The organism is Variovorax ureilyticus (assembly GCF_037889935.1).
GTDB lineage: Bacteria > Pseudomonadota > Gammaproteobacteria > Burkholderiales > Burkholderiaceae_C > Variovorax > Variovorax ureilyticus.
On sequence record NZ_JBBKZU010000025.1, the window covers coordinates 45,887 to 63,690 of the forward strand.

General features: G+C 65.2%; 16 protein-coding genes. 8 read left to right on the forward strand and 8 right to left on the reverse strand.

Going from position 1 to position 17,804, the window contains the following annotated elements; genetic code table 11:
• Positions 1 to 47: 47 nt before the first annotated feature.
• The gene (locus tag WKW77_RS32820) at positions 48 to 1,331 is read right to left on the reverse strand and encodes a phospholipase D-like domain-containing protein (protein WP_340361098.1); all 1,284 of its coding nucleotides are present in this window, start codon (positions 1,329 to 1,331) and stop codon (positions 48 to 50) included.
• A gap of 495 nt (positions 1,332 to 1,826) precedes the next feature.
• Between WKW77_RS32820 and WKW77_RS32825 the strand changes: the two genes are divergently transcribed.
• Entirely contained in the window at positions 1,827 to 1,985 is a 159-nt protein-coding gene (locus WKW77_RS32825) for a DUF3606 domain-containing protein (RefSeq protein ID WP_340361081.1), read from the forward strand.
• 617 nt (positions 1,986 to 2,602) lie between these two features.
• Positions 2,603 to 2,971 (forward strand): hypothetical protein, encoded by a 369-nt coding sequence (locus WKW77_RS32830; RefSeq protein ID WP_340361082.1) that lies wholly within the window; start codon positions 2,603 to 2,605, stop codon positions 2,969 to 2,971.
• 642 nt (positions 2,972 to 3,613) lie between these two features.
• On the opposite strand, the gene WKW77_RS32835 is transcribed toward WKW77_RS32830, so the two are convergent.
• Both WKW77_RS32835 and WKW77_RS32840 read right to left on the reverse strand, forming a co-directional pair.
• Positions 3,614 to 4,141 (reverse strand): septal ring lytic transglycosylase RlpA family protein, encoded by a 528-nt coding sequence (locus tag WKW77_RS32835; protein ID WP_340361083.1) that lies wholly within the window; start codon positions 4,139 to 4,141, stop codon positions 3,614 to 3,616.
• Between the two features lie 15 nt (positions 4,142 to 4,156).
• Complete coding sequence (locus WKW77_RS32840) at positions 4,157 to 4,309, reverse strand: hypothetical protein (RefSeq protein WP_340361084.1); 153 nt, start codon at positions 4,307 to 4,309, stop codon at positions 4,157 to 4,159.
• A 1,106-nt stretch (positions 4,310 to 5,415) separates the two neighbouring features.
• Between WKW77_RS32840 and WKW77_RS32850 the strand changes: the two genes are divergently transcribed.
• Positions 5,416 to 5,895, forward strand: a complete 480-nt coding sequence (locus WKW77_RS32850) for a hypothetical protein (protein WP_340361085.1) — start codon at positions 5,416 to 5,418, stop codon at positions 5,893 to 5,895.
• 142 nt (positions 5,896 to 6,037) lie between these two features.
• Positions 6,038 to 6,217, forward strand: a complete 180-nt coding sequence (locus WKW77_RS32855; RefSeq protein ID WP_340361086.1) for a GlyGly-CTERM sorting domain-containing protein — start codon at positions 6,038 to 6,040, stop codon at positions 6,215 to 6,217.
• Between the two features lie 650 nt (positions 6,218 to 6,867).
• Here WKW77_RS32855 and WKW77_RS32860 read toward each other — a convergent pair.
• The 4 genes from WKW77_RS32860 to pgaA are packed head-to-tail and all read right to left on the reverse strand — an operon-like array spanning position 6,868 to position 12,747.
• Positions 6,868 to 7,464, reverse strand: a complete 597-nt coding sequence (locus WKW77_RS32860; RefSeq protein ID WP_340361087.1) for a hypothetical protein — start codon at positions 7,462 to 7,464, stop codon at positions 6,868 to 6,870.
• A gap of 17 nt (positions 7,465 to 7,481) precedes the next feature.
• A complete protein-coding gene (gene pgaC, locus WKW77_RS32865; protein ID WP_340361088.1) occupies positions 7,482 to 8,735 on the reverse strand; it encodes a poly-beta-1,6-N-acetyl-D-glucosamine synthase in 1,254 nt (417 codons plus the stop codon).
• 29 nt (positions 8,736 to 8,764) lie between these two features.
• A complete protein-coding gene (pgaB, locus tag WKW77_RS32870) occupies positions 8,765 to 10,570 on the reverse strand; it encodes a poly-beta-1,6-N-acetyl-D-glucosamine N-deacetylase PgaB (RefSeq protein ID WP_340361089.1) in 1,806 nt (601 codons plus the stop codon).
• A complete protein-coding gene (gene pgaA / locus WKW77_RS32875) occupies positions 10,567 to 12,747 on the reverse strand; it encodes a poly-beta-1,6 N-acetyl-D-glucosamine export porin PgaA (RefSeq protein WP_340361090.1) in 2,181 nt (726 codons plus the stop codon). The genes pgaB and pgaA overlap by 4 nt, the downstream gene beginning before the upstream one ends.
• Between pgaA and WKW77_RS32880 the strand changes: the two genes are divergently transcribed.
• The 3 genes from WKW77_RS32880 (at position 12,746) to WKW77_RS32890 (ending at position 16,391) form a co-directional block, all read left to right on the forward strand.
• On the forward strand, positions 12,746 to 13,837 hold the full coding sequence (locus WKW77_RS32880) for an AraC family transcriptional regulator (protein WP_340361091.1): 1,092 nt from the start codon (positions 12,746 to 12,748) through the stop codon (positions 13,835 to 13,837). The two genes, pgaA and WKW77_RS32880, sit on opposite strands and share 2 nt — an antisense overlap.
• A gap of 200 nt (positions 13,838 to 14,037) precedes the next feature.
• A complete protein-coding gene (locus tag WKW77_RS32885; RefSeq protein WP_340361092.1) occupies positions 14,038 to 14,292 on the forward strand; it encodes an RNA-binding protein in 255 nt (84 codons plus the stop codon).
• Between the two features lie 164 nt (positions 14,293 to 14,456).
• A complete protein-coding gene (locus WKW77_RS32890; protein ID WP_340361093.1) occupies positions 14,457 to 16,391 on the forward strand; it encodes a putative Ig domain-containing protein in 1,935 nt (644 codons plus the stop codon).
• Between the two features lie 466 nt (positions 16,392 to 16,857).
• Here WKW77_RS32890 and WKW77_RS32895 read toward each other — a convergent pair whose 3' ends face one another.
• Positions 16,858 to 17,022 (reverse strand): hypothetical protein, encoded by a 165-nt coding sequence (locus WKW77_RS32895; RefSeq protein ID WP_340361094.1) that lies wholly within the window; start codon positions 17,020 to 17,022, stop codon positions 16,858 to 16,860.
• 112 nt (positions 17,023 to 17,134) lie between these two features.
• Between WKW77_RS32895 and WKW77_RS32900 the strand changes: the two genes are divergently transcribed.
• A complete protein-coding gene (locus WKW77_RS32900; RefSeq protein WP_340361095.1) occupies positions 17,135 to 17,746 on the forward strand; it encodes an aldolase in 612 nt (203 codons plus the stop codon).
• Positions 17,747 to 17,804 lie beyond the last annotated feature (58 nt).

Below are 17,804 nucleotides of genomic sequence, written 5' to 3' on the forward strand. Positions count from 1 at the left end.
CCGGGAGATGCTCCGACGAAGAGACAGATTTGTCGCTCGGAGCTTGCCTATAGCTGTGAAGAGAGAAGAATCGAGATCTTCTCCATTGCCTTCTCGTGCAAGGGCCTGTTGCGCCAGGCCTCGAGCGTCACGGGCTTCGACTGCCGCAGGTCAAGTTCGAAGCGCGCGGTCTCCGAAGCGGCGAATGCCGCGTCGTAGATGTTGAGGTTCGCCTCGTCGTTGAGCCTGAACGAACGGTTGTCGAAGTTGGTGGAACCCACCGATACCAACAAGCCATCGACCGTGAACACTTTGACGTGGAACATTGTTGGCTGGAATTCGCGCATCTCGGCGCCGGCTTCGAGCAGCGGCCCCCAGTTGGCGCGAGATGCGCTGCGGACCGTCTGCGAATCAATGATCGGTCCTGGCGTGATGATGCGCACGCGAACGCCGCGCTTCATGGCTGCCACAAGCGCTTCTACTGTGAGGTCGTCCGGCACGAAGTAAGCGCTCGACAGATCGATCGTGTGGCTTGCTGCCGCAATGGAGAGCAGGTACATCAGGTGCACACTTTCGCTCCCGCCCGAGGGTGAACTGCTGAACACTTGCGCCCGGCCTTCGCCAATGGGCGCGAGTGCAGGGAAATAACCCTCCCCATGCAGCACGTCGCCCGAGACCTTGACCCAGTTGTCCATGAACACGGCCTGCATCTGCGCGACAACCGGGCCTTCGACCTTGTAGTGCGAATCTCGCCAATGCTCCGCGTCCTGAGCGTCGCCGGTCCACTTCGGAGCGATGCCGACGCCGCCTGTGAAGCCGACGCGGCCATCCACCACCAGCAGCTTGCGGTGGGTGCGGTTGTTCATTCGCCACACGTCGTACCAGTTCGGCTTGTGATACTTGCGGATCTGCACACCCGCCGCTTCCATCTCGTTGAGGAATGCCTTGTCGATTCGGCCGCTGCCCACCCAGTCCAGCAACACGTGAACCCTGACGCCGGCCTTGGCGCGTTCGGCAAGTGCATCCGCGAACTGCTTGCCAATGTCGCCCGACCAGTAGATGTAGGTCTCGAAGGTGATGGTGTGCCGGGCACCGCGGATCGCATCGAGCATTGGGGGAAAAATCCGGTCGCCGTTGTAGAGCGCCTCGAACCTATTGCCGCCCACAATAGGAGGTCCGAGCAACGCTCCCAGCGAGCGCTGATATTGCGGGTCGTGAAGGCTGTATTCGCGTCGAATCTGCTCGTCGATCTTCTTTTCACCGCCGCTGAAGTTAACGATGAGCAAGGCTGCCGCGAGCGTCAGGACGAACGTCCAGACAACGGCCGCGACGGGGAATCCGGTTCTTTTCATCTGACGCCGAGCATTCGACTTCCCCACCGTCCGCTGCGTACGCGGGGGCCTCGGAAGGATGTCGGCGAGCGAATCAAATCCAGTGATTGCAAAGCGACTTCGTCGAAAAGGCTCGGCGCTCACAGACTTCTGTCGAAATCGTGTGCAGACCCATCGCGGATCTCGCGCCGCCGGAAGCGTCAGGCCCCGGGGCTCAAGTAGAAACTCGGCATCAGCCGGTGGTAGTACGCAGCTCCGAGCGCGCGACCAATTCAAAAAAATCGGCATACCCGAGTTCGGCAGCGCATTTGTGCCGCCCGACCTGGACTACTGGAGCTAGGTCTATTCGGGTGCGATTCAAATGCCATCAGAGCTCTGCAGGGCATTGGCCTAAGCTCAGCGAACTCAGGCGGGTACTGACCGATGTTCACTATTTCCACTGCTGTTCGCTGGTCCCTCCAAGCTGGCATCCTGGTGTGACCGAGAAAACTTTCCTCGACGTTTTCAGGGCACATCATGTACGAGGACCTTAAGAGCGCAGATTTGGACTTGGAGCTCGTTTCCCTCAACGAGCAGCATGAACTGCGGTATTGGAAAGAGACGCTTGGCTGCCGCGAGCTGACTCCCCGAAGGGCAGTCGCTGCGATCGGCAATGCGGTCCCCGATCATTGCTGACCGGCCATCGGAAGCGATCGGATCGGGGATCGTACCTAGATCCCGCCCCCAGGACAGGTGGACGAACGACGGTTTTCGCCCGCATCGGCCCGCCATGCTGATCGAGCGCACTCAAAAGACAAGCGGCACCCGGGGTGCCGCTTGCTGCCTGCAGATCGGTCCACTTGTGCGGAGCAGCTGATCTGGTTGTTGGCATGCCGCGAGGGCTTCGCAAACGCCCAGTTCGGGCGCGCGCAATCGTTTGACCACCTGCTGAGCAAGCCCGTCGACGTTGCAGGATTGGTCGAACTGCTCAAATCTGCCAGGCGCAGCTAGTTGTGAGATCCGCTCGCGCAGCGCGCACCCGGTCCGCGGCCAGAGCCAGCGGCTAGGCGCGAGCCCTGAGAATGCCTGCAAGGTGCCGAGAGCGACATCTGAATCCCTACGCTGAACTGCCGCTGCCGCCCGGCCGAGACCTGGCGATCGCGCGCAAGACACAGTTTGAGATCCCGAAGGTGATGCTCCGAATGCATTCGGCCTCGCTGTCCTACGGCCCCTCGGCCTGCAGGAGGACGCTTCCGATCAGGTACGGGCCGCATAAGAGTTTGTACCTCGATAGAGCTTCGTCTCAAGCCGCTATGAATGACACCACTACTCATCCATCGTGCTCAGCACCTCGCGATGAGGACCTTGCCGAGCAGGCCCGTCCTGGTCACGGTGTTCCATCGCAGGACCCGAACCCTGCGGCACAGAGACCGCTGGAGCCCGAGGAAGCCGAGCGCGAGGCCAAGTCGGTACTGGCGGGTGGTGGCGTGGTGGGCGGTGCGGCCATCGGCGCCATCGTCGGCGTCGTGGTTGGCGGCCCGGTGGGTGTGGTGGTGGGTGGCGCGCTGGGTGCCGTTGCCGGCGCATTCGGTGGCGTCGCCGCCGGCACGGTGATGCGTCCGAAATTCGAGCGGCGCCGACCCGGTGCTGAACGACAGCGCGCCTGGCATGTTCTGGAGTGACCACTCCTAGTCCCCCGCCCCCGCCGCCAGATAGCTCAACTTAGGCAGACGTCAGCTTCGCGGCGTGTTGGCTTGTGGTGGCCTCCGATCCTTGCTGACCGACCAATCAGGCAATCCGGGATCGCACCTGAGTCCCCGTGCTGGTAAGTGGTTGGGCAACGGTTTTCTCTTGCACCTTTGGACCGCGGGTGGTGCCGGTGGCTCGAGCGTGTCGGCGAATGGCGCCTATTGGCGCGACGCCAATACCCGCAGTGGGCCCCGGGTGCGGACTTCTACGAGTGCTGCCGGAATGGCAGGTCTCCCGGAGGAGGCGGACCTAGCCTCAACGTCAGTATTCGCTGCAGTCCTGCGGCTCGATTCGGCTAGCGCGGCGCTTTTGAAAAGGATCAGATTGGCGATCGGTACGAATTGCGGCGCTCGAAGAGGAATCCCTCGCGCTCCGTGTTCTGGCGCGCCATGCGCCCGATCAAGCGCTTGAGGCGTTTCGCCCCCTCGTCACCCGCCTGCAGCTCTTCGGAACCCGCTGCCACGGCGGCCTGGAACCGGATGTGCTTCTACCTTCGGGCAGCCACTTGCGGTTTCAAATCTTTAGGCCGGAGGTCCGATGAGTCGCGCTCCGGCAACGCGCCCAGCAATTGCCTGCTATCGCTTGGCTTCACTGGCCGTATTGGACGGCACGGACAGGGGCACCACCTCGACGTTCGCCACGCCATCTTCTCGGGAGATGCCGAGTTCGCGCGCAGTAGCGGGAGAGACATCCACGATGCGACCCTTCACGTAGGGCCCCCGGTCCTGGATGGTGACCACCGCGCTTCGGCCGGTGTCGAGGTTGGTCACCTTGGCCGTGCTTCCGAGAGGCAGCGTCTTGCTGGCGGCGTTGTCGTCCTGCGGGTCCATGCGGGTGCCATTCGCCATCTTTCGGCCCGCGAACTTGTCGGAATAGAAGGACGCCTTGCCGACTTGCTTCGTGCCGGAGCGATCCTGGCCCTGCTTTGCTGCGGCAGCGCGCTTCGGCTGGGACGGGGCTGTCGATGTCTCACGCGAGTTGGCGGACGGCGTCGAATCACGCGCTGAATTGCTGTCGGACCCTGGAGCGATCGCGCAACCTGAAACGAGGCAGGCGGCGCCGATGGCGATCGAGGTGGCGTACCGGTAAAGAAGCTTCGACATGGCACGACCCTCCGATCAACCTTGCCGCTTGAAGTACTGCACCTCGCGCTCGTGCTGCTCAGCTTGCGCCCGGGAGTCGAAGGTGCCGAGGTTGCGGCGCCGTCCGGTCTTCGGGTCGACCTTGCGCGAATAGAGGCGGTATTGGCCTGATGCCAGCTTGCGGATCATGATGACCACTCCTTCTTAAGCTGATGGAGGCAGCATTGGCGATTTGCCCGACGTCGGGCGTCGGACGTCGCCGATTCGGCTGGCGGACCCAGCCGAGTGGCGGTGTCGGGAGGCACCAGCCCAGGCGCCTGCAGGGCTTTGGAAATCGCAGACCTCGCGGCTTCAGGACCCTCCGGCCGCTGAGCCGGACATCTCCTCACCCCTTGTCTCCTCCCGCACCCACGGATGGGTTTCGGCCGCGTGCAGCAATGCCCGCGCCGATGCCGTCGTCCGATCTATCCGCCAGGTCGAACAGGAACGACTGCGAGCGGAGCCGTCTCTTGTCGAACCCAGCTTCCCACGGGAATCGCCCTTTTCCATCATCACGCCTTTATGGGCAAGCGGTTTGCGACAACGCCGCAGGCGAGGCCTGTCCGTACTCGACAAGCTCACGCGGCTGTCTGCAATGGGCACGTGCCCACCCATCCACCCTGCCCTCCCGAAGGACGCTTCACGCTGCGAAGCCGAGATTCGCGGGTGGAATGGGACGGGCAAATCAGGGCCTGTTGCTGTCGGTCATCCCCGGGGCGACGAACGACAGCTAAGCCCGAAAGCAGCCAAACCCATCGACATTGCGGAACGCATCAACAGAGCCGTCAAGGCCGCGTGGCCCCGACGAGGACGAACAGCATGGTCGCTGGTTTGTCGCTCTTGTTGCGCCACGCGTGACGCGTGCCGTTCTGGATGACCACCGGCCGCCGCGCCGATCTCTTCCATCGAGATGGCTGCCTACTGACAAGACAGGGGCGGAGCCCGCTGCCGCCCACCGCCCGTGGCACACAGCCTGTGTACCTGTCTGCGGCACGACCGTGTTGGCGCCACGCCGGCGGCGATCCAGGACCGCTGCTTCGTGAACTAACGCACGAATCCCGGCGGGGGGCCCTCGCTTCCCCTCCCTGAAGGAGGGCATCGCACGAGTGGCCGAAAAATAAATTCATTGCACGGACCCAACAGACCCCTGCTTCGCGTGGTCTCGCTTGTCGCGTCCTGCCTCAGATACGAGAGGAGCGGCGCTTGCCCAACCCTGAATCAGGGCCGGGGGATTCGGTCCTCAATCAAAAGGAAATATGAAGATTCGTTTGTTGGTCGTCGGCGCTGTGCTGACGCAGGTGGTCGGCTGTGCATCGATTGTGACTGGTCACAACCAGAGCTTGTCCGTCGAAACCCGTGATGCAGCCGGGGCCGTCGTCGGTGCGAGCTGCAAACTCGAGAACGACAAGGGTACTTGGTTCGTGACAATGCCGGGCTCCACCACCGTGCGCCGCAGTCTTGCAGATATGGCGATTCGCTGCGACAAGGACGGTTCGGTGCCCGGCATCACGTCGACCAAGTCATCCACGAAAGGAATGGTTGCCGGCAATATTCTGTTCGGTGGTTTGATCGGCGCTGGCGTCGACGTGGCGACCGGCGCGGCGTTTGACTACCCGAGCCTCATCACCGTCGAAATGGGCAAGACCGCCGCCCCCTCAGGCGATGCCGAAGTGGCACTGAAGAACGCTGCTGCTGCCTGCCGTCGTGCCGGCACTGTGGGCGCCCCCGCCTGCTAAGGAATCGGGCCCGAGAGACCCGTTGCTCAGGACGCGTACGCACCGCGACCAGCGCGACTACGTTGGCAGGCACCTGCACGGCATGCCTGCTCTGCGACCCCGACCAATAAACGCAGAAATCGAAATGAGCTGGAGACAATACTTGACCTTGCCGGTGCTTGCCGGCGCCACAGGCTTCCTATGCTTGGTGCTGCTGGTTGCCCTGGCCAGGTGGCGCCGCAGAGCCAAGCTGATCGGGCAGCGTGTGGATCTCGCGCGTCAGAGAGCCTTTCACCGGCATACCGAGCGAATGGCGACGCAGATCAACGAGCCGGATTTCTAGGCTCCGTCGCTTACGTGCGTCGCGCAGCGCAGCGCCGGGTCCCTCGCGAGTGCGGGGGCCGCAGCGTGGGGGCGGCGATACCGGCGGGACTGCGAATATCGATTCAGCGGAGCGCGCTAGGCGCCCGGGAGGTGTAGCAGGGGGAATAGTCCTGCGGCGTCTCCGCAACAAAGACGCAGCACTACAACCTTTGGCTGGTTTGGAATTTCGGGATGACGCGAACAATGCCTCACATGCGCCACCAATTCAGCCTGTCATCCCTACGCTCCCAGCGGGACCGGCCTGGGTTTCATCCTTTGCCAGTGTCCGCTGGCACGCCCGACGCGGGAAGTCCTGACAATTCGGAGCCCGTGCCGGCGCCTCCACGCCCACAATCAAGCGAGGAGCTTCGCGCGCTCACCGCGCTTTGGCGTGCGCGCGCTGTGGCTGGAGACGAGCGTGCGGAGCGGGTGGCCGACGCACTTGAATGGCTCGCGCAGCACCGCGCAGGATCGAAGAGATCGCGTTTCCGATCGGTAGCCGAACGCGTTTCAAATTGGATGGGCCTCTAGATCGCCGTTCACTTGGACGCCGGCACGGATGCCTCTTCTTGCCGACTGTAGTCCCCTGCGGCCGCCAGAGCTTCGGGCCAAGTGTTGTCCATCCGACCTTTACAAAGAGTCCGTCCTTGAATCTGCACAGAAGGTTCGCGACGTGCGGACATTCGATTCACCCATGAACGGGTCTTGCTCCGTCGCCGTCATGACGGTTGCTCCTGCGATCTGCCCGTCGCGGTCATGGCGCACGCGCAGGCCCCGTGCATTGCGCCAGTCGCCCTGCTGCGCGAGCGGCACACCGGCGGCTTCGAACTGTGCGTCCGCCGCCAGCGGCTGCAGGTGCTGGTCGGCGCTCGGCAACCGACGAAGGTCGCCGCGCCGTCGCACGCCACTCAGGACCAGCCACAGCACGAGCCCGCTCGCGATCCAGAGATAGGGCGTCGTGTCCAGGGCATAGTCGATCGTTACCACCTCCTTCAGCCACGAGCCCACCGAAGGGCTGATCCACGTGACGAGGTTCACGATGGGCTTGCGCAGGATCACGACGTAAACGAGCCAGGCGAGCAGCGTCAGCAGCAAGTCGCGGACACGAACGAGCAAGGGCACGTGCGTCCAGAGAATGAGCGGCGGCCACATGAGCGGGGCGGCGAGTTCAGGCGGCCCATCGGCTTGTGCGAGCGACGCGCTTTGGGCTGGCGTGGTGGGTGGCATGGCCGGGTCCTTCCGTCTCAACGCAAGCCCCGGTCCGGGCTCACCCAGGTACCGCGCGCCTTTCCCATGTGGCGGACCGCGCGCCAGAAGCCGACGATGGAGCTAAGGGCCTGCAGCGCCCAGAAAGCGAGCGGATACCAGACCAGCCAGATCAGCGAGCGCGAAATGCCGGGCTCGAAGCGCTCGTCGATGCGGACGCTGACGACGGCCTGCGCCAGATACGTCAGCGCCAGCACCTCGCCCCAGCCCTGCGGCAACACGCCGAAAGCGGGCCACAGATCCGCGAGGTCGATGCCCCACGGGGCCAGGAACGCTGTGGAGATCCAGACGATCGTGCCAAGTGCGATGGCGTACGACCAGAAGACCGCCGCGAAGTGATTGAGCCACACCGGCAGCATGCGCGGGCGCCTGCGCAACTGGGGCGCGACCTTGAGCATCACCGTCGCGCCGCCTTCCGCCCAGCGCAGGCGCTGCCGCCACAGGCCGCGAAGGGTTTCGGGCATCAGGATCCAGCATAGGGCCTTGGGCTCGAAGGCGATGCGCCAGCCGGCGAGCTGGACGCGCCAGCTGATGTCGACATCGTCCGTCAAGGCATCGCGCGACCACCAGCCGGCGTCCTGCAGCGCCGTCTTGCGGAAGGCGCAGATGACGCCCGAGACCGTGAAGGTCGATCCGTAGACGGTCTGCGCCCGCTTGATCAGCCCCACGATCGACGAGAACTCGCCGACCTGCACCCGCCCCAGCAGCGTCGCGCGGTTGCGGATGCGCGGATTGCCGGTAAGGCCGCCGATGCGCGCATCGGACTGGAACCGGCGCACCATCCATGTCAGGGCATGCGGGTCGAGCAGCGCGTCGCCGTCGATGCACAGGAGCAGTTCGTGCCGCGCCGCAAGGGCTCCGGCATTGAGCGCGGTGGACTTGCCCTGGTTGCTTTCCAGATGCACGACGCGCAGTCGCGGCATCTTCGCTGCGATCGCATCGAGCCATGGGCCGGTGCGGTCGGTCGAGCCGTCGTTGATGGCGATCACCTCGTAGTCGGGATAGTCGATGCGGGTCAGGGCGCCGAAGGTCTCCGCCAGCAGGGATTCTTCGTCGTGACAGGGCACCAGGATGGAGACCCCGGGATAGGCATCCAGCTTCGGCGGTGCTTCAGGACGAGGCTCATGGCGCCCGCGCAACCAGTGGTAGAGGATGCCGCCACTCATCCAGTAGAACGCCATCACGAACGGATAGCCGAAACAGAAGGCGGCAATGAGGTCCTGGATGCTCATGACATGGTGCGCGCAATGGGTGACTGCGATCAGCGCCGCAGCGGGAACTCGGCGGCGGAAACGCCCGGGGCCGCGATGGCGGCGTTCGGCAGATCGCCGGAGGGATCGTCGGGACACCAGCCGATCGAGACGGCGCCCCGTGTCTGGTAGGCGAGCGCGGTCCGCTTGAGCGCTTGCGCGTCGGGTGGCACGTCGCCGGTGAACCAGTACGTCATCCGGGGGTCGATGGCCGCCAGTCGATCTTCGGCAAGCGCCTCATCGAACGCCACGGGCACCAGGCTGATGTCCGCCAGCGGATGCGGTGTGCTCGTTCCGGCCGGCGCGAGCCAGACCAACTCCAGCCCCGGTCGGGCCGAGTCCAGCCGCGCGAATGCCTGCCAGCCCAGGGCATCGGGGTTCGCTGCACTGTCAGGCGCAGCCTGCATGGACTGCCGACGCACGCGCTGGACCCATGCGGACCGGCTCGGCGGAATGCCCGGCCGATGCTCATACAGCGGCGGCGGATCGGCGAAGCGCATTGGGGATGCGGGAGCGTCGGCGTCTTCCAGCAGCCAGCCATCGAGCGGCACCATCCCGCCCAGGTCCGCATAAAGGCGCTGTACGCGAGCCTCGTCGCCCAGCGTCGCGAGCGCCGCCCGGTGGGGCAGCCGGACATAGACCTTCACGCCCGCCCGGGTGCGCATCTGCCACGCGATGCGTGAGAGCCAGTCGCCCGCGAGGGGCAGCTCCGACGTCGGGAACCAGGCCGCGACAAGGCGGCCCTGCGCATCCCGGCGCACGGCATCGACGATGAGCGCGGTCACCCCCAAAACCCTCGCGCGTTCGATCGCGCTTCCCAGTGCCTCATTGCTCGCGTCCGCATCGCCACGCCACAGCCCCTCCGGATCGAGGCAGACGAGCCGGTCGATCCGCCTGCCGTTCGGGTCGGGTTGCAGATTGCGTGTCAGGTCCGCGAGCGACGGGTTGTAAGTCGGGAGATAGCGGGCGATGCGCATCGGATCGGCCAGATACGAAGCGCCGACGTCCAGCGCAAGCGCGAACTCGAAGCCGAGCTCGCGGGCGACCCGGATGCCGGTTGCGTTGTACCGGCCATAGGGCCACACCAGCGCGCGCGGCGCGCGCCCCAGTTCGCGCTGCATGAGCGCTCGCCCGGCCTCCAGGTCGGCGCGAAGCGCCTGCACGAACGCCGCTTCGCTCTGATAGCCGGCACCTTGCGTGTAGCTGCGTGTCACGGCCGCGGGCATGGTGTTCCCCTGCGGATTGCCGATGGCTTCGCCATGCAGCGACTGCGTGTGCAACGCGAATTCCACCAGGCCCGAGCGCTGCATCTCGCGCGCCTGGTTCCAGTCGATGAAGTGCTCGCGCGGCACGTCGCGGTCGCCATAACGGACCATGGCGCCTGGCGGTGCATTCATCCATTCGCCCACCAGCGCCGAGACGATCGGATAGCCGTAGGCCAGCGCCAGTGGGTAGACGCGGGTGTAGAGGCTGCGATAGCCGTCATCGAAGGTGAGCAGCACTGCCCTGGCTGGCAAGGGCCTTTCGCCGCGCCGCGCACGCGCGATGTCGTCGAGCGAGACCGGGGTCCAGCCGTTGCCGCGCAGCCAGTCGAAGAAGCCGACCAGTCGATCGGCAGTGACCCCGTCGTCGTCCAGTTCTTTCGCCGCGTCGACCACGTCATGAAAGGCAAAGGCCACGAAGCTCGACGGCGGATCGCGCGGCCGCGTGGCGGCCTGCTGCTGTGGGAAGGCGGGCGTGGCGGCAATGCAAAGGCACGCCAGCAGCACACGTGCCAGGGCACGGAGCGCGGCATGGGTGGCCCGGTGCTCGATCATCTTCCGAACCTGTGCTCGAACTTGACGTAACCGCGCAGCGCCTGCTCGCGGCTGCCGTCGTACACCATGCTCGTCCACGCCAGGCCCCACGTCACCTCGGTCCAGGGATCATGGCGCCAGCCCTGCTCGTAGGCCACGCCGCCGACCGGGTGGCTGCCGAAGAAGGTTTGCTCGAAGACGCCCAGCGTCAGGCTCAGGCGCTGCACGAACGTGCGCTGGTAGATGCGCCACATCACATGTTCCACCTGCGCCTCGACGGAGCCGAGCCATGATTCCTTCGGGCTGAAATACGGCGTCGCCGCCAGGCTGTTGCTTTGCCATTCGATGCGCGGCTTGAGGGAGACATCGAGATGAGGGCGGTCGATCAGCCTGACCACGCCGTCGACGGTCGCCTGCTGGCGGTTGTTGCCGTCGCTGAAGTCCATGTGCTGCAGCTGGAGGCCTGCGCCCAGGGATTCGTTCCAGGCATAACGGAGGCCGCCGCGCACGGAGTCCGCGGTGATGCCGTGCAGATCGGCTCGCAAGGGCGTGTCGGGCGAATGCCTGGCGGCATCCGCCTGCAGGGTCCATCGATCGGTGGGCTCCCACTGCGCAGCGAGGGAGCCGCCGCTCGTACTGAGCGATCCGTCCTGCGCCCATGCCAGTGCGACGAACTTCCAGTCGGGCCAGCGCCCCTGCACGCCGCCGCCGAGGCGTCGCCGCGTGGCGCGGCCCTCCTCCACCGAATCGGTGTCGTTGTCGGCCAGTCCGATGAGTCGCCACGTGCCGGCGATGGTGGCCGACTGGACTTCGAGACTCGCGTCCATGCCGTTGCCGGGACCGCGAACGGCCTGGCCCGAGGTGTCCCTTCCACCCAGTTCGAAGCGCACGCTCGGACCCATTTCAGCGTCGAGCTCGCGCTTGACCTGCTGCACGCGCGGCATGTCGCCGCCCTGTTCGAGCACCGGCGCCATGCGCTCGTCGGCGCGCAGCAGGCGATGGCGCCGGATGTCCGAATCCACCTGCGCGACGCGGATGCCGAAGTCCTCGGGCGCCATGGCCGCGGCGATGTCGATGTCCTGCTCCGCCTGGCGTGGCCAGCCGCGCTGCGCCTCGATGTCGGCGGACTGCGCCCGCAGCCATGGCAAGGCCGGCACACCCAGCGCGAGCGGCTCCATGCGCGCCCATGCAGCTGCGGGCATGTCTGCGTAGCTGTGCAACGCGGCATCGAAGGCCTGCGCTTCGAGCCACCGGTCGTTGGGCCGCGGCGTCTGCAGCGCGCCATCGACGCGCCAGGGCGGTCCCGCCCGCGCCACCAGCGCATCGACGGTCGCGAAGGCGGCGTCGAAGTCCTCGCTTTCCTCTTCGGCATAGGCACGCCCCGCCATGAGCGACCGCCACGGGCCATCCTCGTCGTCGCGCTCGGCGGGAGAGAGGCGCTGCAATGCTTCTTCATAGGCGCGCCGCGCATCCTGGGGGCGACGCAGCGCGAGCAATGAATCGGCCTCGGCCTCGAGAACGAAGACCGGCGGTCCATCGCCCGCCACGCGCAGTTGCCCGACCTGGTCGAGTGCGTCCTGCCAGCGTTCGCGGCGGCGCAACGCCACTGCGCGGTCGCGCTGCAGGCGGATGAGGAGGCCGGCATCCGGCGGATCGGCGGCACGCGCTTCGGCCAGCAATGCGTCGAGGCGGGCCAGCGCCGGATCGATGTCGTCGAAACGCCGCCGCGGGTCGGGCGGAAGGGGTTCGATCAGCGTGGCCCAGCGCACGTGCTGCCCGGCGACACGGCTGCGCACGCCGAGGTCGGCGCGCGCGCCCAGCGCGTCGGCAGCGGCGGTGGGTGCGCCCAGTTCCATCAGCACATCGGCGAGGGCCTGCGCGATCTCGGTGTCGTCCGGCTTCAGGCGGTGGGCCTGCGCGATGGCGGCGAGCGCCGCGTAGCGATCCCCGGCCTGAAGCGCTTCTCGACCGCGCCGGAGCAGAGTCTGCGCACTTTCGGGATTGGGTTGCGGCGCAGCCTGCCGTTGATGGCGGGCACCGGCACTTGCAGCGGGCGTCGGCATGGCGATCGCGCCCGCAAACGCCGGCACAAGATTCTGTGCCAGCGCGCAGATGCACCCCCATAGCGTCACTGCGGCCGCGCCGATGCGTTGCCTCCAGTACGCACTCGCCACTCTGGAAAAGCCGTAGCTCACCATGGAGGTTCCACTCCAAATGTGCGCGGCGATCTCAATCGCCCTGGCGTCCCTCGACTTCCCGGCGCTAAGCTGCTCGCCGACATGGACGAGCACGATGCCTCAAGTCGCTGTGATTCACAAGCGCAGGATCAGTTTGACCCGGGGCGCCACGCTGGCCGGATACGAAATCCTTGCACGGTCAGTGGGACTCGACCCGATGCGCATGGTGAAGGAAGCAGGCCTGCCCCTTGAGCTCCTCGCGAATCCCGACACCCTGGTCAGCGTCGATTCCGTCGCCAAGCTGCTCGAAGAATCTGCGCGCCGGTCGAATCAGGAGGCCTTTGGACTCCTGCTTGCCGAAGGGCGGCGCCTGAGCAATCTTGGCGTGCTCGCAGCGGTGGTGCGTGAGGAGCCTACGCTGCGCGCTGCCCTCGAATCGCTGGCTCGATACATGTGCCTCCAGAATGGCGGCCTGGGCTTGAACCTCGACAACATGGGCGAATTCACGCTGATTCGCGTAAAACTGCAACTGCGCAAGCCTGCACACTCCCGCCAGGGCATCGAGATGGGGGCGGCCATCACACTTCGCACGCTGCGTGCGCTCGCGCGCGAGAACTTTGATCCCGTCAGTATTTGCTTCTGCCATGGAAGGCCGAGTAGCCTTGAAGTTCACAACCGTGTACTCGGCGCAAGGATCGACTTCACGCACTCTTTCGACGCCATCGTGTGTCGCAGCCGGGCGCTTGACCTGCCAATTGAATCAGCGGATCCAGAGCTTGGCGCTGCGCTTAAGCGCCGGCTCGACCAGCAGCTCATCGAACCGGGAGACAAGCCGCGCGACCGCGTGCGTCAGATCGTGCGAGTATTGATTCCGAGCGGAGAATGCTCCGTCGAGCGTGTCGCTCAACAGCTCGGCACACACAGGCGCACCCTGAACCGACAGTTGGCCTACGCCGGTGAGAGCGTATCGACGCTTATCGATGACGTGCGTGCCGAGATGGCAGAGACCTACCTCGTGGGCGGCGTGCTAACTCTCTACCAAGTCGGGGATCTGCTCGGCTTTGCTTCAGGTGCCGAGTCTCGCGCTGGTTCCGCGGACGGTACGGCATGACCGCCTCGCAATGGGTGGCTAGGCGCGAGGAACCAGCACTCGATCGTTGACTCGAGGGGTCGACCAGAAGGTGACTCGCGTCGAAACCGTCGCTGCGTAAGAAGAGGGTTGCAGGAGCGAAACGTGGTCTGAGAACATAGTCGCCGGCGCGGGTCCCACGTTAGGACCTCAACACGATTGAGCAAGGTAAGGAGATCTGCATGGGACGCCTTTGGATAGGAAACATCGAGGCCGACACCTCGGACGAAGAGTTGCAGGAGCTGCTCACGAAGTACGGCTTCCCCACCTTTGATGCGATCGAGCGAGTGTCCGGCGACGGCTCTCGCCCCGCCGCCGTGTTTACTTTCGAGGGTGCCTCGCCCGAAGCGCTGCGGCTGCTGGTTCCGCGCATTCACGATCTATTCTGGAAGCATCGCAAGCTCGTCGTGCAGGTGCTGCGCGACAACTTCGCGTAGTCCGACTGCAGCTGATGCATCAATGTGCGCGGCGCCAGCGTCGGCGCCATCGCAGCGCTGCCTACAAGGCCAGGTCGCAGCAACTCGGCGAGGCCCCACCCGCACAGGCGGCCTCCCCGCCAAGTGATGGAATAATCCCGTCAACTATTCGGCGGGAGTCCGAAATGGCGAAGCTGCACTGGCTTGCAACTGTGCTTGTGCCTCTGGCGACCACCCTGACGGGTTGCAGCGGCGGGGGCAGTAATGACATTGTTAGCGGCAGTCCGACGCCTCCAGCCGGCCTGGTCGAGCGCGACGAATCGCCGATCTATGCCGTGGGCGTTCCGGTTGTCCCGGACACCGTGAGCAACAGCGGGGGCGCCATCACCCAGTGCTCCGTGTCTCCGCCACTGCCTTCTGGCCTGAGCCTCGATCCCCAGAACTGCACGATCAGCGGCACCCCTGCCGGGGTCAGCCATGCGACGGTCTACACCGTCACCGCGAGCAACGCCGCGGGCAGCACCACGACGCGGGTCGAGATCGAGGTCAAGGATGCGCCCATCGCGCCAGACGGCCTGGACTACCTGGATCGGTCGATCGTCTATCCGGCCAACGCCACCATCACGCCCAACACGCCAATCAGCACGGGTGGCGAGATCACGCACTACAGCGTTTCACCTGTACTGCCAGCTGGCCTCGCCATCGACCCGCAGACAGGCGTCATTACCGGCGTCCCTACGGCAGTGACCGCGGCGGCGGTCTACACGGTGACCGGCGCCAACAGCGTGGACAGCGTCCAGGCAATGCTGACCATCGAAGTAGCCGCAGTGGCCGTGCCACCGGTCGGCCTCGTCTATGTGGATCACCTGCCCGAATACATCATCGGCGTGCCCATCGCGTACAACGAGCCCGCCTACTCTGGGGGCGAGATCACCCAGTTCTCGATCTCCCCAGCGCTGCCGGCAGGATTGAGCCTGAACACGCAATCAGGGGTCATCAGCGGTACGCCCACTACTGAACTGGCCCAGACGACGTTCTTCGTGACCGCCAGCAACAGCGCCGGCAGCGTCACCGCGCAGATCACTATCACAGTGGCCCCGGCTCAGGTCGGCGGATGGCTGCCCGCCGATGCCATGAATCAGGGGCGCTTCCGGCATACAGCCACGTTGTTGCGCGATGGACGCGTCCTGGTGGCAGCAGGAAACAGGAAGCAGGCGCTGTCCTCCGCCGAGTTGTACGACCCATCCGCGAACAGTTGGACACGGACGGGCAACCTCGCGCGCAGCAGGCAAGCGCACTCCGCCACACTGCTGCCGGACGGTCGGGTTCTGGTGGCTGGAGGATTCGGCACAGGTGGAGGCAATGCGCTCTCTTCGGCGGAACTGTATGACCCGATCAGGGGTAGCTGGTCGCAGACCGGAAGCCTAGGTCAGCAGCGCGACAGTCAAACGGCCACGCTGCTGCGCGATGGCCGCGTGCTGGTAGCGGGTGGCGAGGGCCAGGGCGGAAGTCTGGGCGCACTGTCTTCTGCCGAACTCTACGATCCTGTCACGGGGACCTGGTCGCTGACGGGCAGCCTCGGCCAGCCGCGAAAGCAGCACACCGCCACCCTGCTTCCAGATGGCAAGGTCCTGGTGGCCGGCGGAGAAGATGTTGGCGGCGGCGCCTTGGCCTCGGCCGAGCTCTATGACCCCGCGACGAGCACCTGGTCGCCGACCGGCAGCATGAGCCAGGCGCGCAACGCCTATGCTGCTGCGCAACTCACCGACGGCAGGGTGCTCGCCGTCGGAGGATTCGATGGCTCGCACGCGCTCGCAACCTCCGAGCTTTACGATCCGGCATCGGGTACATGGTCCATGACAGGCAGGTTGCGACAGGCCCGTGATTTCCATACCGCCACGCTCCTGGCCAGCGGGCGAGTGCTGGTGGCTGGCGGTACCGATGGCAGCGACTTGTTCGTGACCGAGCTTTACGACCTTGCAACCGGAAGCTGGTCGCAAGTCGGGGGTCTTGAGCAACTGCGCGAACAGCACACTGCAACGTTGCTATCCCAGGGCGGGGTTCTCGCTGCAGGCGGAATTGGGCGCGGAATTCTTTCCTACACCGAATTGTTCCACTAGCTCGAGGGCGGGCGAAGCTGGCGAGCTTCCGCTCCGTTCTCGTCTCAATAGCAAGCGAAGACTTGACGCGACAACTGAACCAAGGCGGGAGTCGTTCGCAGCGAAAGCGACCAGTGGTGTAAGAACGCCATCGGTCGTTCTCGGCGCGCGACGTAGAGGGTGCTTCCCCGGCCAATTGCACAATGCCTGAAGGCGATGCACTGGTCGATGCGACAGCTGCGGTCTTGGACGCGCTGGGAGCTGAGACCTTCACGCAATCGACCTCACGCGATACCCGCTGTCGTCTGAAGCGCATGCGCATGAAGACGGGAGACAGGATGAAGGGCCGCTCACAGTCTCGAAAACGACCTGCAATGCGACTTGCCTGATCACAACCATCTGGAGATGCAACCCTCATGTTTCCGAGGGTTGGAGACGAGCGGCGACTGACCTGCGCCGACGGTTCACGCCGCGGCCACCGCTGCCTTCACCCGCGGCGGAAAACGCCATCGACGCGGCACTTGCTGGCGCTATCACCTTCACGATGGTAGAGCCGGTCGTGATCGGCGTTGGCAATCAAACGATGAAATGCCCACCGAAGCAGTTTTCCGACGACATCAAATCCGACCGGCTTCGTCAGTTCCTGGGACACGGCGCTGTCGCCGTGAACGAGTGAGCCGGCCGGCCAGCGCGTTGGCTGCACAATGCCACCGCGACGCGGCCTCATCGGCCGTGCAGGACTTGAACCATTGAGGAGCCTCACGATGCATGCTGACGACTTCAAAAGCCCCTCGGTCACCAGGCTGCGCGAGGACTTGGCGCTGGCCCTTCGCGCCGCCTCCCACCATGGCTTGGCCGAAGGCGTCTGCAACCACTTCAGCGTGGAACTGCCCGATGGCAGCGGCCGCTTCCTGCTCAACCCGCGTGGCCTGCTTTGGTCGGAGGTGCAGGCCGATGACGTCGTCATGGTGGACGTACATGGCGAGCGCCTGGCGGGCCGCCACTCTGTGGAGCCCACGGCCATGTTCATCCACGCAGCCATCCACCGCCTGTGCGGCAAGGCCGTGGTGCTGCACAGCCACATGCCCTACTCGACCGCACTGACGTTGACTGAGGACGGCATGCTGGACAGTTGCCTGTCGCAGAACGCCATGCGCTTTCATGGCCGCGTGGCGCTGGACGCCGAGTACAACGGCCTGGCGCTGGACAACGCCGAGGGCGAGCGCATCGCACGCGCCATGCGGGGAGCCGATGTGGCCTTCCTCGCCAACCACGGCGTAGTGGTTTGCGGTGAGCGCATCGACTACGCCTACGACGACCTCTACGTAAGCGGCTGCCGATCCCACCCTGTTATCAGAGCAACGATCGATCGATGATGTCCAGCTAACGGTAGCTGGACATCTATGGATCGCAATACGAAGCAAAGGCGGCGGC